Source organism: Kosakonia sp. MUSA4, from assembly GCF_013085925.1.
Lineage (GTDB): Bacteria > Pseudomonadota > Gammaproteobacteria > Enterobacterales > Enterobacteriaceae > Kosakonia > Kosakonia sacchari_B.
This window is the reverse complement of sequence record NZ_CP025697.1, coordinates 998,231-1,011,357: the sequence shown is the minus strand read 5'-3', so window position 1 is coordinate 1,011,357 and position 13,127 is coordinate 998,231. Positions and strand designations below refer to the sequence as shown.

The following is a 13,127-nucleotide window of genomic DNA, read 5'->3' as shown; positions in this document are numbered from 1 at the left end:
CAGCAAAAGAGAAACGCCCGGGTTTTCCGGGCGTTTTGCATTACAGGTAGCGGCAGAGATAGGAGCTTGGCTCGGCGACCTGCAAATGGAATTCACTCTGGCCAGGCACATTGAATACTTCACCCGCCGTGTAAGTTTTCCACTCGGTTTCCCCTGGCAGCAAAACATTCAGCGCCCCGCTGACCACCGTCATCTCTTCCGGCTGCGCGGTACTAAATGTGTATTCCCCTTCCGCCATTACACCCACGCTGGCACGGCCAGTGCTGCTGCTGGTAAAACCAATGGATTTCACTTTACCGGAAAAGTATTCGTTACTTTGAAGCATGACTGGCCCTTATAAAGAAAATGTATGAAAAGCCACTATAGGGGCCGGTATTCACTTCTGTCACGCGAAATTGCACAGCGCTGCGACTAGACCAGCAGTTCAGATGCGAGGCGCGCCACCAGTACGTTAGACAATAATACCGGGACATCCAGCGCCTTCTGGAGCAAATCACGGTGCTGCTGATGGAAGCCAAGACAATCCAGCATCAACACATCCGCACCGCGCTCCAGCAACGCTCGTCCGGCATCAATAAATTCTCTTTCTGTCGTGAGGAAAGGATGCGCCAGTTCGTAATACGGCTCTTTTTCCAGAACCGTCCACTTTTTCTTCTGCTGCGCCATCAGTTCCGGTACCGGAACAATTACCCCAACCTGATGCCCGTCGACAATTGACGCCACCAGCGGCGGAATAATGCGCTGCGGTTCGATTAAAATCGCATTGCGCGTTACAAATCCCCGAATATCGGCGGTGCTCATGAGCAGAATGACATCGTAGCCCTGGTTATCCAGCACTTCGATAACGTTCTGCAAATCACGCTCCACCCGGGCACGGGAGAGCATGCCGAGGCTGTCATCGCGCAATTGCATCGGAATCGCAAACTCGCCAGCTTCTGCGCCGTACTCCTCACGCACCTCTTGTGGGTCCATCTTCCCCAGCAGGCTGATATGCGTGATCTGCTGCTCTGAAACATGCTCCGTCAGGAGCGGTAAGATAGCTTGCACCGGCACTACACCAATGGTCAGGATAGCCAAAGTCGCACTCATTTCTACTTCCCGCCTTTCAATACTACTCGTTCTTATTTGCTCTCTTTACACGGCAGTACAGCTTATGCCGTGTAAAGAGAACATCACACTCCCGTGTTCAAATAAATTCCAGCAACCATGCAATAGTAACCGTTGAACAGCGTTAAGCCAGTCAAAAAATGTGATGCAAGTCCGTTTCTGTAATGTTCAGGCGCTCAGTCAGAATAATCGTCGCCCGACTTAGCTTTTGTCAGGATCTTCATAACGCCTTTTGGCGTCGAGCGCTTCTTGCTCGGTGGGGTGTTCGCTGATCAAGGAGTCCGGTTTCGGATGATCGGCGCGTAATTGATACCAGGTGACGGTCGGGTTTCCCGTGCCTTTTTCAATCGCAACAATGCGGGCTTCACGCGGATAAGGCGGTTTTGTCGGCATAGCTCTTCCTCATTTTCCGGTCGAGCTATAAGTATAGACAATCGTTTCGCTAACTGGCGCGCGCCAGCTGTAATGCGGCCTCAATATCAGACACCACCTGATCGGGCGACTGCGCCGCATTCACCACGTGGTGCGCCGCTTCGCGATACAGCGCATCGCGAAGCGCCAGCACTTCGCTGACTTCTTCGCTAATCGGCTTACCGGTCAGCGTCGGTCGTTGTCCCTCTTCCGGAAAGGCTTCCAGCCTGTCCGCCAGCACCGCGACAGGCGCGCAAAGGTAAACGACGATGCCTTTTTCGCGCATAAAGTGCCGATTATATTCACTTAAAATAATACCGCCGCCGGTGGCAATCACCCGCGCGGGTGCGGTGACGGTTTTCAGCGCTTCAGTTTCCCAGGCGCGGAACGCCTCCCATCCGTCACGGGCAACGATATCCGCGATGGTCTGTTGAGCCGTTTCCTGTAACCAGAAATCGGTATCGATAAATTGACATCCCTGCGCCAGCGCCAGCGCCTGGCCCACAGTGGTTTTACCGCAACCGCGTGCGCCGACTAAAAAAATGGGTAGCGTCATGAGCAGGTGTTCCCTCCAGGTCCCACGCGAGGAGGGACGGAAAATAAGACAGCGATGATATCATCAAGCGAGTACAATACTAATCGTAAATATAACGTTACACATTAATGTCACCCGGGGCATGGACTACAAATGAAACCTGATTTGACATAGGTTCAACCTGTAAAGATTCCGTGGCGACAGTGTAGCGGCAACCTTACTGAATCTACTTAAGGCTGGCAAGTCTACGAAGCGGCAAACAGTAGCATATCCTGCCTGCCGATTCCGAATTTACTCCAGCTGACGGCGTTTAACTTCCAGCAGCCATTTATCAAGCTGGGCGGCAAACTGCTGCCGATCCCGCTGCGACAGGCTATCCGGGCCGCCGGTCTGAATCCCGCTGGCGCGCAGCGTATCCATAAAGTCGCGCATCGTCAGCCTTTCGCGTATGGTCGCTTCAGTATAGCGTTCACCACGCGGGTTCAGCGCCGCCGCACCTTTGGCCAGCACTTCCGCCGCCAGCGGAATATCAGCGGTAATCACCAGATCGCCGGCCTCGCACAGCCGCACGATTTCGTTATCGGCCACGTCAAACCCCGCCGGAACGCGCAGCGAGCGGATGATGCGCGACGGCGGCACGCGGATGTTCTGGTTCGCCACCAGCGTCAGCGGCGTCTGCGTGCGCTCGGCGGCGCGGAATAAAATTTCTTTAATCACATTCGGACAAGCGTCCGCATCAACCCAAATCGCCATTCTCGCTCCTCAGTTGGTGGCGCATTGTCGCTTTAATTTCTCCCAGGGGAAAGCAGAGATCTTTTAGCTTTAGCCCTGATTGCCATTCCACGTTAAGCTATACGCCACACACAATGACAAGCAAAAGAGACAAACGTGATGGAGAAGAAAATCGGTTTTATCGGCTGCGGCAATATGGGCAAGGCGATTCTCGGCGGGCTGATTGCCAGTGGGCAGGTGCTGCCAGGACAGATTTGGGTCTATACCCCGTCGCCGGATAAAGTGGCCGCTCTGCACGATCAGTTTGGTATTAACGCCGCGCAAAGCGCGCAGGAAGTGGCGCAGATTGCTGATATCGTCTTCGGCGCGGTGAAACCGAACATCATGGTGAAAGTGCTGGGCGAAATCGCCTCCAGCCTGAATAAAGAGACGCTGGTGGTGTCGATTGCCGCAGGCGTGACGCTCGATCAACTGGCGCGCGCACTTGGGCACGATCGCAAAATTGTACGTGCGATGCCCAATACCCCGTCGCTGGTTAATGCGGGCATGACCTCCATTACCCCGAACGCGCTGGTCACGCCGGAAGATACGGCGGACGTGCTGAATATTTTCCGCTGCTTTGGCGAAGCGGAAGTGATTGCCGAAGCGATGATCCATCCGGTTGTCGGCGTGAGCGGTTCTGCGCCCGCTTATGTCTTTATGTTTATTGAAGCGATGGCCGATGCCGCCGTGCTGGGCGGTATGCCGCGTGCGCAGGCCTATAAATTTGCCGCGCAGGCGGTGATGGGCTCCGCGAAGATGGTGCTGGAAACCGGGAAACACCCCGGCGAGTTAAAAGATATGGTCTGCTCGCCTGGCGGCACCACCATTGAAGCGGTCAAAGTGCTGGAAGAGCGCGGTTTCCGCGCAGCGGTGATTGAGGCGATGGAAGCCTGCATGAACAAGTCAGAAAAACTGAGCAAATAACCGCCACCCTCTCCCTGCCAGGAGAGGGCGTAGTCCTGTCAGGCCAGCAGTTCGCTGGCCGTTTTCATGCTGAGAGGCTTTTGCATCTTCAACAGCAATCCCGCAGTGGCGCTGTTCTCGCCGCAGCTCAGCACCGCTTTCAGCATGCCCTCTTCGCCGTACAGCACGGCAAAACGTTTGTCGTCAAACGAGCCGAGCATTTTCATGCTATCCCACTCGCGGGTGTAACCCAGGTATTCGAAGCGGTTACCGTATTGCATGGTCCAGAAAAACGGTACCCGATCAAACGGACGGTGTTCGCCAAGCATATTGAGAGCGGCCACCCTTCCCTGCTGTTGCGCCACGCGCCAGTGCTCAATACGGCGACGCCCTTCCGGCGCCGGGTAGCTGGCAATATCGCCGACGGCCCAGACATCCGGCGCCGCGCTGAGGGTTTCATCTACCGTCAGGCTACCGTCCTGTTCATGATGAAGATCGTGAGCCAGCCCGGTGGCAGGCTGTACGCCCGTGGCGAAAACCACCACATGCGCGGGCAACGTGCGGCCATTTTTCAGCGTCACGCCTTGTACGTGGCCGTTGCCTTCCAGCGCCACCGGCTCGCCGGTGACAAATTTCACGCCGTTTTGTTGATGCAGGTTGAAGAAGCGCTGACCGATCTCTTCACCAAATTGCGGCACAAACGGCAGCGCGTGGCGCGACACCACCGTGACATCGATATCCTGATTGCGCAGTGCGGCTGCCAGCTCCATCGCAATAAAGCTGTTACCGATCACCACCAGTTGCTGCTCCTGTTCGACTTCATTGAGCAACACCTGCGCCTGGTGGATATCGCGCAACACATGCACGCCTGCCAGATGGTTGCCGGGGATCTCCGGCCATACCGGCTGCCCGCCGGTGGCCAGCAGCAATTTGTCGAACGTAATGTGACGGCCATTCGCCAGCGTCAGTTGATGCCCTTCGCAATCGAGGTCAGTCACCTCTTCACGCAAGCTCTCCACGCCGGGCTGGTTATAAAAGGCATCGTCGAGAATATGCGGGACTTCGCTGATCTTCATCTTCCCGGCGGGGACAAATTTACTGAGCGCCGTGCGGTCATAAGGCGCGCTGTCCTCTTTATCAATCAGGATCAGATGGCCGTTAAACCCGGCATCACGCAGGGTAATTGCTGCCGCGCTGCCTGCCGCGCCGGTACCGAGGATCACCGCCGTTTGCGGGCGTTCGCCACGGATCAGCGTATGGCTGGCAGGCGAGAGCGCGCGCGGGCTAACCAGTACGCGGTTCCCTTCAAGGGTGACCGGATATTGTTTGAGGCTCTTCAGCGCCAGCGGCTCGCGCCATTCACCATTGGTGATATCAAAATTGGCTTTATGCCAGGGGCAAACCAGTTTGCCATCGCACACCGCGCCCTGTTCCAGCGGCGCGCCAGCATGCGGGCATTTACTTTGAAAGGCGCGAACCTGCGCAAGGGTACGGATAAGGATCATCGACGTCCCTGCGACATCAACTTTCACCGGCTGGTTTTCCGGCAGGGAATTCAAATCAGTAACGTAGTGATAATTCATATTTTTTCTCCCGGGTCAGTGTTGCAAAAACGGGCGTAACGCCGGACAGCGCACAACCGCCAAGAGAGACCAAAGCGAAACATTGCTCACCGTTTAAGCCTGGCAGAGATTGAGGAACGGGCAATAAGAACGCGGGAGGAAGGGTAAAAGGGTGAGCGAAGTGGAACGCCCACCCGGCTGAATTACTGCGGTTTTTTCAGGCAGCCGCTCATGAATTTGCTGCGGTCTTCGCCTTTCAGCGATTGCTGCGTCGCCTGCGCATTACATTCGCGCATTCGCTGCTGCTGCGGCGTCAGGCTTTTTTGCCCCGGCTCCGTTTTGGTGTTTTTCAGGCAGTTGCTCATAAACGTCTTACGGGCATCGCCTGTCAGGGTTTGGGTCTTGGCTTGTTGATTACAAAGCGTCATACGTTGTTGTTGCGGGGTCAGTGTTTTTTCCGCCGCGCTGAGCGCGCCGACAAACAACAGACCGAAGATGAGGGTAACCAGAACTGTTATTTTCATTGCTCCATCCTTCTGTCAAAGTGACCCTTTAAGGATGGTCTTAATTACTGAAAAAACCACCCGGCGGCAGAGATTTACCGCCGGGCAGCCGTTACTTCAGGTTCAGTGCCGCTTTCATGGTGTAGAACAGATCGGTCTGATCGGTTAACCCCACCACATTACCAGCACGCGGGCCGTAAGCCGCAATGCGAACTTGCGTACCGGTGTGCTCCATCGACTCCTCTTCCGAGTTGCCGTAGGTTATCGCCATCACCGCGCCATCTTTGGTATTCAGTGCCTGGCTCAGCCCCGGTGCTTTGGTATCCGGCGGGATAATCTGGCTGGCGTGCGCGTGGTCAGCAGTCACAATCACCAGCGTATTGCCGTCTTTTTTCGCAAATGCCAGCGCCTTCTGCACCGCTTCATCCAGATCGACGGTTTCGCCAATCTGACCGCACGGATTCGCCGCGTGATCCTGTTTATCGATAGACGCGCCTTCCACCTGCAGGAAGAAGCCCTTCTCGTTTTTGCTCAGCAGATCAATGGCCTTTTCGGTCATTGCCGCCAGCGTCGGTACGCTGTCGGTACGTTTGGCATTCGGCGTACAGGTCACGGCGGGTTGATCGAGATTGCCATGCAGCGACGCTTTCGGCCCTTCCCAGCGTACCGGCATATTGCCATCGGCGAAGAGGCCGAGCAGCGGTTTATGCTGGTTTGCTTCGGTAATGGCCGCCAGCGCAGAGGCATCGCTCACCATCTGGTAACCGCGAGCCTGAGCCTGCTCGCGTAGCGTTTTCCCCTGCCACTCGCCCGCCGTAGCGGTTTCGCTGAAGGTTTTCGCGCCGCCGCCCAGCGTCACATCCGCACGGGCATTCAGCAATTGCTCGGTGATCGAGCCCTTACCGCCCTTTTCCAGCGCGTTGAGGGCGCATTTTTCGCTGGTCACCGTCGGACCGTAACAGCGACGGGAGATCACATGCGAAACCAGCGCCGCCGGGGTGGCATCCTGCAATTCAGCGGTAGAGACGTTGCCGGTCGCCAGCCCCGCCGCTTTCGCCATCTCGAGGATGGTCATATGATCTTTTTCATGAATATCGACGCCGAGCGCGCCGTTGTAGGTTTTGACGCCGGTGCTCCAGGCGGTGGCCGAGGCGGCCGAATCCGTCACGTAGTCCGGTTTACCGGTTTTTTTGTCCAGCGCATAGTGCGTGTACTGGCCGGTTAACGGTAATGCGTCAATCCCTTTGAAATACCCACCTGCGCCTTCGGCATAATTTCGTGCGGCGGTTATTTCTGAATCGCCCATGCCATCGCCAATTAACAAAATAATATTTTTGGCGGGCTTATCGATGAGCGAATCACGCAGTGCAGCGGTTTGATCGGCAGTCAGACGACGCGCGCCGCCAGGCGTGGAAATATCGCCCTGAGCAGCACGATGTTCAAGAACGGAGGTATCCGTTGTTTCTGCATAAATAACAGAGGTAAAAAACACAGGTAATAATGCGAGGTATAATGCGCTCTGTTTCACTTTAATATTCTCCATGTACAAATACTTAAAGAAAATAAAACAGAGCGACTATAGGCAGCGCGTATGACAGTCAGATGACAGTGGCGGGGAGCCTGAGATTTAGCTACGCGGATGCCTTAAAAGCTTCTTTAGGTACTGTTGCAGCAACTCCGTGTCCTGATCGGTAACGTGCGTTCCCTGCCTCACTTCGTCCAGCGCGCCTTCAATACTCAGAATCAGCGCCTGTTGTTCAGAGGCGGCCATTTGACGCAGCAGTGCGGTCACTACAATTTCCAGTGCTTCCACCTGGGCGACCAGCTCTTTCGACTCCTCTTCTTTTTCTGCAAGCTTAACCAACAACTCAGCAATGAGATTTTTCATAGCACGATTTCCTTATGTGAGGTGGAAAGACGTTAGCACTCAGTTCTGATGTTGCAAAGAAAATACATCTCTTATTTTGTGCATTTTTTCACACTCCTTAAACACACAGAAATAAAAGGGGTAACGAAACGTTTCTCCGGAAATTTAAGCCAAACCAATTAATTTGTTAGTGGTGCTAAAAAAAAGGAATACGAAGCGGCTGAAGCGTTATTTTATATAAGGAATAATTATAGTAAGGCCGAAAAAGAATTTTCGGCCCGTTTGCAGAATTAGCGTTTCACCCGGCGAAATGCCAGCACCAGTTGCCAGAAATTAATCAGGACTACCACGGCGGTGGCGATAAATACCCAACGGAAACCCGCCATTGCCGATACCGACGCGCCCATTAACGGCCCGGCGACATTTCCCAGATACATAAACGACTGGTTATAGCCAAAGATACGTCCGGTCACCTGATCGCTGGAGTATTTCAGCAACAGCGTCTGCACCGCCGGCAGCATTGCGCCATCGGCAAAGCCGAGCATAAAGCGCAGAATGCCAAGCTGTAGCGGCGAGGTGACAAACGACATGGCGAAGAACAGCACCACCGCGCAAGCCAGTGTGCCCATCAAAATTCGTGATGTGCCAATCCGGTCGCCCAGCTTGCCGAGGCGCGGTGCGGAAAGCAGCGCTGAAACACCGGGTACCGCGGCGATCAATCCGCTGAGAAAAGCAATATTGGTGGTATGCGGCGACAGCGACTGAATAAACAGGGCGAGGATCGGGCCGATAGAACCGTTACACAACTGAATCACCATCGTGGTGATAAACAGACTGATGACCAGCGCCGGATAGGGCAAGGTGGAGAACACCGCTTTACCGCTCAACCGCTCGCCCTTTTTCACCGTCGGGCGCACGCCCTCTTTAATCAGAAACAGCGTGACCAGAAAGCTCACGATTAGCAACAGCGCGGTGATGATAAATACGATGCGCAGCCCCAAATGGTCGGCCAGAAAACCGCCCATTAGCGGCCCGCCAATCACGCCGCTGATCTGTGCGGTTGAGAGCGTACTCAGCGCCCAGCCGCTGCGCTCGCGCGGAACTTGCGATGCCACCAGCGCCATGGCATTCGGAATATAACCGGAAGTCAGCCCCATGATGCCGCGCAGGATCAGCAACTGCCAGACGTTGGTGGCAAACGCCTGCAACAGAATGGCGATCGCCATGCCCAACGAGGCGCGCAGCAGCATCAGCTTGCGCCCTTTGCGATCCGCAAGGCTCCCCCACATCGGCGACACAATGGCAGAGACGAGAAAGGTCACGCTGAACGTCAGCCCCGACCACATCGACAACGCTTCGTGCGAGGTCACGCCTAACTGCGCAACGTATAACGGCAAAAACGGCAAAATTTGACTGATAGCGAGGCCGGTGAAAAAACAGCCGAACCACACCGAGATAAGATTGACCTTCCAGGATTCCATAAGTACGGGTATTTGTTGAAGTTTTGACAAACAGCGCACAGGTTAACAAGAATGCGCCACGGATGAGTCACCAGAGATGCGGTTACGGCGAATTCGGTGTTTTATCTGTCCGGCATCGCACACCGCCACAGTGCGCGCATAAAAACCCCGATCTTACAGTGGATTATGCTTAGCGACAGAGCCCGAAACCGCGCATCCCCAGATGAAAATGGTTGGCATGAGCGGCATTGTATTCGGGTCCCAGACCATTGCCATAATAGCCGCAACTGGCGCTCAGCATCGCCCGTAACCACGGCGCTGTTTCAGGCTGCCGCCAGCCATTGAGCACCGTTACCCGCTGGCCATCCGCCAGGCGAAAGGCGCTCAGATCCAGCGCTTCAGCACTGGCATGCTCGCTACGCCGCGCATCAGCACGGTTATAAATGTTGCGGCACGCGTAGCTGCCCAGATGGTCGATCTGGCGCAGCGGCTGGCCGGTAAAACGTTCGGTCAGCGGCCGCGCCTGCTGTTCGATAAACAACGCAGAGCTGAGCGCCAGCGGGCAACTTGCCAGAAAACTGCTGCTCAGTTTCACTGCGCCGAAATCACGCACCCGCACCACATCGGTTAACGGGCAATCGCCGCCGCTGTTCGCTACCGCAACAGAAGTAACGAGCCGCTGCTGATTGGCCTGCGCCAGCAGCGCGGCACAGGCAGACGGCGACAAGCGGCGTAACTTAAACTGGGTGATGCGTCCCGGCGGATCGCTCAACTGTAGCGGCGCGAAGGGATTGTAATAAGACGGTAAATAGCGATAACCCACCAGCATCAGCGCCAGCAGAGTGCAGACAACGATCAGGCTCTTTACGCGCACGTCTCCCCCTCAGTTTTCCTCAAAACATTATGGCAGAAGGCCGCGAATCGTGCGTTTCGTCGTGCTATGGTATGTGTTTTGTGAATAAGTGTGGGTGAACGTAGAAATGGCAAAACTGCGGGTAGGGGTCGTCTTCGGCGGCAAATCAGCGGAACACGAGGTGTCGTTACAGTCAGCAAAAAATATTGTCGATGCCATGGATAAGTCGCGCTTTGAGGTTGTGCTGCTGGGGATTGATAAACAGGGTCAATGGCATATCAGCGATGCGAATAATTACCTGCTTAACGCCAGCGATCCGGCGCGTATTGCGCTGAATCCGTCGCAAAACAGCGTGGCGCTGGTGCCGGGCAACAGTGCGCAGCAGCTTATCCAGGCGCAAAACAGCGCGCCGCTGCCGGATGTTGATGTGATTTTCCCTATCGTCCACGGTACGTTGGGCGAAGATGGTACCTTGCAGGGCATGCTGCGCCTGGCGAACCTGCCGTTTGTCGGCTCCGACGTGCTCGCTTCGGCGGCCTGCATGGATAAAGATGTCACCAAGCGTTTGCTGCGTGATGCCGGATTAGCTATCGCGCCATTTATTACCCTGACGCGCGCCAACCGTCAGCAGATCGCCTTTAGCGACGTTGAAGCGCAACTCGGCCTGCCGCTGTTCGTCAAACCGGCCAACCAGGGCTCGTCCGTTGGCGTCAGCAAAGTGACCAGCGAAGCGCAGTATCATGAAGCGGTGCGCCTGGCGTTTGAGTTCGACAAAAAAGTGATCGTTGAGAAAGGCATCAAAGGCCGCGAGATCGAATGCGCGGTGCTCGGCAATGACGATCCGCAAGCCAGTACCTGCGGCGAAATCGTACTGCACAGCGAGTTCTACGCTTACGACACCAAATACATCGATGAAAACGGCGCGCAGGTGGTGGTGCCTGCGGATATCGCGCCGGAGATCAACGATAAGATCCGCCAGATTGCAGTGCAGGCGTACCAGACGCTGGGCTGTGAAGGGATGGCGCGCGTCGATGTGTTCCTGACGCCGGACAACGAAGTTGTTATCAATGAGATCAACACGCTGCCGGGCTTTACCAACATCAGCATGTATCCAAAACTGTGGCAGGCGAGCGGCATCAGCTACCCTGACCTGATCACCCGCCTGATTGAACTGGCTATCGCGCGCCATCAGGTAAACAGCACGCTGAAAATTTCCGTCAACGGTTAAGCATTACTTTGCCTTATCCGCTGTCTCCTCCTCTTCCGGGCGGCGGCGGATAATCAACCCGGCCAGCCAAAATCCAATCACCCAGGTCACCAGCCCGACGGCATAGGTTTGCCAGCCTTTGGCCTCAAACCCCAGCAGGCCCACGACCCCATTCAGAATAAAAATCAACCCAATCGCAAACGCGTAATAGTGCCAGTCACGGCGTATTTTCGCAGGCAGCTTCATGACAACTCCGGCAGTCAAAAATGCATCATCGCATAGACTCTCTTTCAGGTCTGTGTGATGTATGGAAAATCTGAAATGTTACTTGAATAATGAAAATGTTAAAAAAATGTGATCACTAACAAAAATTGTTCAAACGGAATCCTTCCCGGTGGGAAATTATCACCATTCTGATGTTGACAACGGGGCGCAACTGTCACAATTAGCCTGAATTCTGACCAGCACCCGCTGCTGCATCACTGAAAGGTAAGCAACGAATTGAGTAAAGAGTACCGGAGGTCTTATGGCTGATTTTTCCCTGTCAAAACCCTTCACGGGCGTGAAAAAACGTGATGCCTCAAGGCCAGGCAATTTGGCTTATGCCGTGTTTGTCCTGCTCTGCTTCTGGGCTGGCGCGCAGTTGTTGAACCTGCTGGTACACGCGCCTGGCGTGTTCGAAAGATTGATGCAGGTTCAGGACGCCTCCCGCCCCCACGTTGAACTGGGGTTTGGCGTCGGCACGCTGTTTGGTCTCGTGCCGTTCCTTGCGGGAAGCGCATTGTTGGGTGTCATCGGCCTTTTCCTGCGCTGGCGACGACACCACTCAGATTAATTCTGCGCCATACAGGCAGCCCGACGATCGTCGACGCGCTTCGCAAACCATGCTGTCGTCAGGTTACGCGTGATCTTCGGGCTTTCTAACTGGATCCCCGGCAAAATCTCTCTCGGCAGCGTTTTCCCGCTTTTCTGTTCCGCCAGACGATAAACTTCGCGGTACAGCTTCGTCTCTTCAAACTTCTGGCTGTCGCCGCGCTCCAGTTGACGGCGAATATCGCGATCGCTCATCCCCAGTTTCGGCCCGAGCTTTCTTACCGCCTGTTCCGTCGCGCCCGTATTGCTGCTGCCGTAAAGGATCACATCGCCATCCAGCGCCAGTTTCACGCCGGTCGCTTTGCTGACCGCATTCTGGAACGCCGCATTGCGGCTGGCGTACAGCCCGGCGTTAAAGTCGGCGAAACGGTAAATCGGCGCGCTGTAGCTGGCGGGATAATTCAGGAGATGGTAAGTGCCGAACCACAAACCGCCGCGACGGCTGAACACTTCCTGGCGTACCGTGCCATCCATCTTCCACGGATAACCCTCGGTATGCTGCTCGGCAAACGCCACGCTGATTTGCATCGGCCCGCCGGTACGCACCGGGTTGAAGGAACCAAACAGCGTCTGCCCCATCGGCACCATATTGATAAAGTCGTCAAAAATGGCGCTCAGCTCTTTTTCCGTTCTGACGTTATCCAGCCGCTCGCTGTAGCTTTTGCCGTTCGGCGAAGGGATTTTCAGCGCGGTATGCACCAGCAGCGGCGGAATGTGCATCCGCTGCGCGCGCTTATCGATCTCTTTCCAGGCGATTTTATTCAGCCCCGGCACGGCCGGATCGGCCTGATAGTTCGATTCCTGCTGCGCCACCGCCAGCACCGAGCAGATATTCTCCAGCGTCGGCGCCAGCTTCTGGCTGCTAAATGTGGTGGCGATATCCTGCGCCCAGCCATTGCGATCTTTCACGCTGGCGGGCATTTTCTGCCGCACCACGCTTGCCACATCCAACGGTTTGTTGCTCTCTTTTTCTTTCTCCGCTTCCCGCTGGGAAACCGGGCCTTGCGTGCTACAACCGGCGAGGATCAGAGCCGCCAGCAGCCAGCCAAAACGGGGGACGTAAACCATAACG

16 protein-coding genes are annotated in these 13,127 nt (G+C 55.4%); 3 read left to right on the top strand and 13 right to left on the bottom strand.

Going from position 1 to position 13,127, the window contains the following annotated elements; all coding sequences use genetic code 11:
* Positions 1-40: 40 nt before the first annotated feature.
* From ppnP to C0557_RS04735, 5 genes are all read right to left on the bottom strand, one after another.
* Positions 41-325: a pyrimidine/purine nucleoside phosphorylase gene (ppnP, locus tag C0557_RS04755; protein ID WP_043954677.1), complete on the bottom strand. Its 285-nt coding sequence runs from the start codon at positions 323-325 to the stop codon at positions 41-43.
* 86 nt (positions 326-411) lie between these two features.
* Entirely contained in the window at positions 412-1,089 is a 678-nt protein-coding gene (locus C0557_RS04750) for an AroM family protein (RefSeq protein WP_208657674.1), read from the bottom strand.
* Between the two features lie 219 nt (positions 1,090-1,308).
* A complete protein-coding gene (yaiA, locus tag C0557_RS04745) occupies positions 1,309-1,500 on the bottom strand; it encodes a protein YaiA (RefSeq protein ID WP_208657673.1) in 192 nt (63 codons plus the stop codon).
* Between the two features lie 49 nt (positions 1,501-1,549).
* Complete coding sequence (gene aroL / locus C0557_RS04740; protein WP_074777001.1) at positions 1,550-2,074, bottom strand: shikimate kinase AroL; 525 nt, start codon at positions 2,072-2,074, stop codon at positions 1,550-1,552.
* 270 nt (positions 2,075-2,344) lie between these two features.
* Positions 2,345-2,806 (bottom strand): YaiI/YqxD family protein, encoded by a 462-nt coding sequence (locus C0557_RS04735; RefSeq protein WP_208657672.1) that lies wholly within the window; start codon positions 2,804-2,806, stop codon positions 2,345-2,347.
* 138 nt (positions 2,807-2,944) lie between these two features.
* On the opposite strand from C0557_RS04735, the gene proC reads away from it, so the two are divergent.
* Complete coding sequence (gene proC, locus C0557_RS04730) at positions 2,945-3,751, top strand: pyrroline-5-carboxylate reductase (protein ID WP_007373462.1); 807 nt, start codon at positions 2,945-2,947, stop codon at positions 3,749-3,751.
* 38 nt (positions 3,752-3,789) lie between these two features.
* Here proC and C0557_RS04725 read toward each other — a convergent pair whose 3' ends face one another.
* The 6 genes from C0557_RS04725 to C0557_RS04700 all read right to left on the bottom strand — a co-directional run bounded on the left by C0557_RS04725 (position 3,790) and on the right by C0557_RS04700 (position 9,951).
* On the bottom strand, positions 3,790-5,313 hold the full coding sequence (locus C0557_RS04725) for an FAD-dependent oxidoreductase (RefSeq protein WP_208657671.1): 1,524 nt from the start codon (positions 5,311-5,313) through the stop codon (positions 3,790-3,792).
* Between the two features lie 182 nt (positions 5,314-5,495).
* Positions 5,496-5,816 carry a phosphate starvation-inducible protein PsiF gene (gene psiF / locus C0557_RS04720; RefSeq protein WP_208657670.1) on the bottom strand — a complete coding sequence of 107 codons (321 nt, stop codon included), beginning with the start codon at positions 5,814-5,816 and terminating at the stop codon, positions 5,496-5,498.
* Between the two features lie 91 nt (positions 5,817-5,907).
* Positions 5,908-7,323, bottom strand: a complete 1,416-nt coding sequence (gene phoA / locus C0557_RS04715; protein WP_208662792.1) for an alkaline phosphatase — start codon at positions 7,321-7,323, stop codon at positions 5,908-5,910.
* 99 nt (positions 7,324-7,422) lie between these two features.
* Positions 7,423-7,683: an anti-adapter protein IraP gene (gene iraP / locus C0557_RS04710; RefSeq protein ID WP_074776997.1), complete on the bottom strand. Its 261-nt coding sequence runs from the start codon at positions 7,681-7,683 to the stop codon at positions 7,423-7,425.
* Between the two features lie 269 nt (positions 7,684-7,952).
* Complete coding sequence (locus tag C0557_RS04705) at positions 7,953-9,143, bottom strand: multidrug efflux MFS transporter (protein WP_208657669.1); 1,191 nt, start codon at positions 9,141-9,143, stop codon at positions 7,953-7,955.
* 169 nt (positions 9,144-9,312) lie between these two features.
* Positions 9,313-9,951 carry an extensin family protein gene (locus C0557_RS04700; protein ID WP_371813261.1) on the bottom strand — a complete coding sequence of 213 codons (639 nt, stop codon included), beginning with the start codon at positions 9,949-9,951 and terminating at the stop codon, positions 9,313-9,315.
* A gap of 151 nt (positions 9,952-10,102) precedes the next feature.
* On the opposite strand from C0557_RS04700, the gene ddlA reads away from it, so the two are divergent.
* Complete coding sequence (ddlA, locus tag C0557_RS04695; RefSeq protein ID WP_208657667.1) at positions 10,103-11,203, top strand: D-alanine--D-alanine ligase; 1,101 nt, start codon at positions 10,103-10,105, stop codon at positions 11,201-11,203.
* Positions 11,204-11,206: 3 nt separating this feature from the next.
* Here ddlA and C0557_RS04690 read toward each other — a convergent pair whose 3' ends face one another.
* Complete coding sequence (locus C0557_RS04690; RefSeq protein ID WP_208657666.1) at positions 11,207-11,428, bottom strand: DUF2754 domain-containing protein; 222 nt, start codon at positions 11,426-11,428, stop codon at positions 11,207-11,209.
* A 280-nt stretch (positions 11,429-11,708) separates the two neighbouring features.
* Here C0557_RS04690 and C0557_RS04685 point away from each other — a divergent pair, with 280 nt between their 5' ends.
* Positions 11,709-12,017, top strand: coding sequence for a DUF2755 family protein (locus C0557_RS04685; RefSeq protein ID WP_074776995.1), 309 nt, complete (start codon positions 11,709-11,711; stop codon positions 12,015-12,017).
* Here the strand turns inward: C0557_RS04685 and C0557_RS04680 are convergent.
* Positions 12,014-13,123, bottom strand: coding sequence for a DUF1615 domain-containing protein (locus C0557_RS04680; protein WP_208657665.1), 1,110 nt, complete (start codon positions 13,121-13,123; stop codon positions 12,014-12,016). The two genes, C0557_RS04685 and C0557_RS04680, sit on opposite strands and share 4 nt — an antisense overlap.
* Positions 13,124-13,127 lie beyond the last annotated feature (4 nt).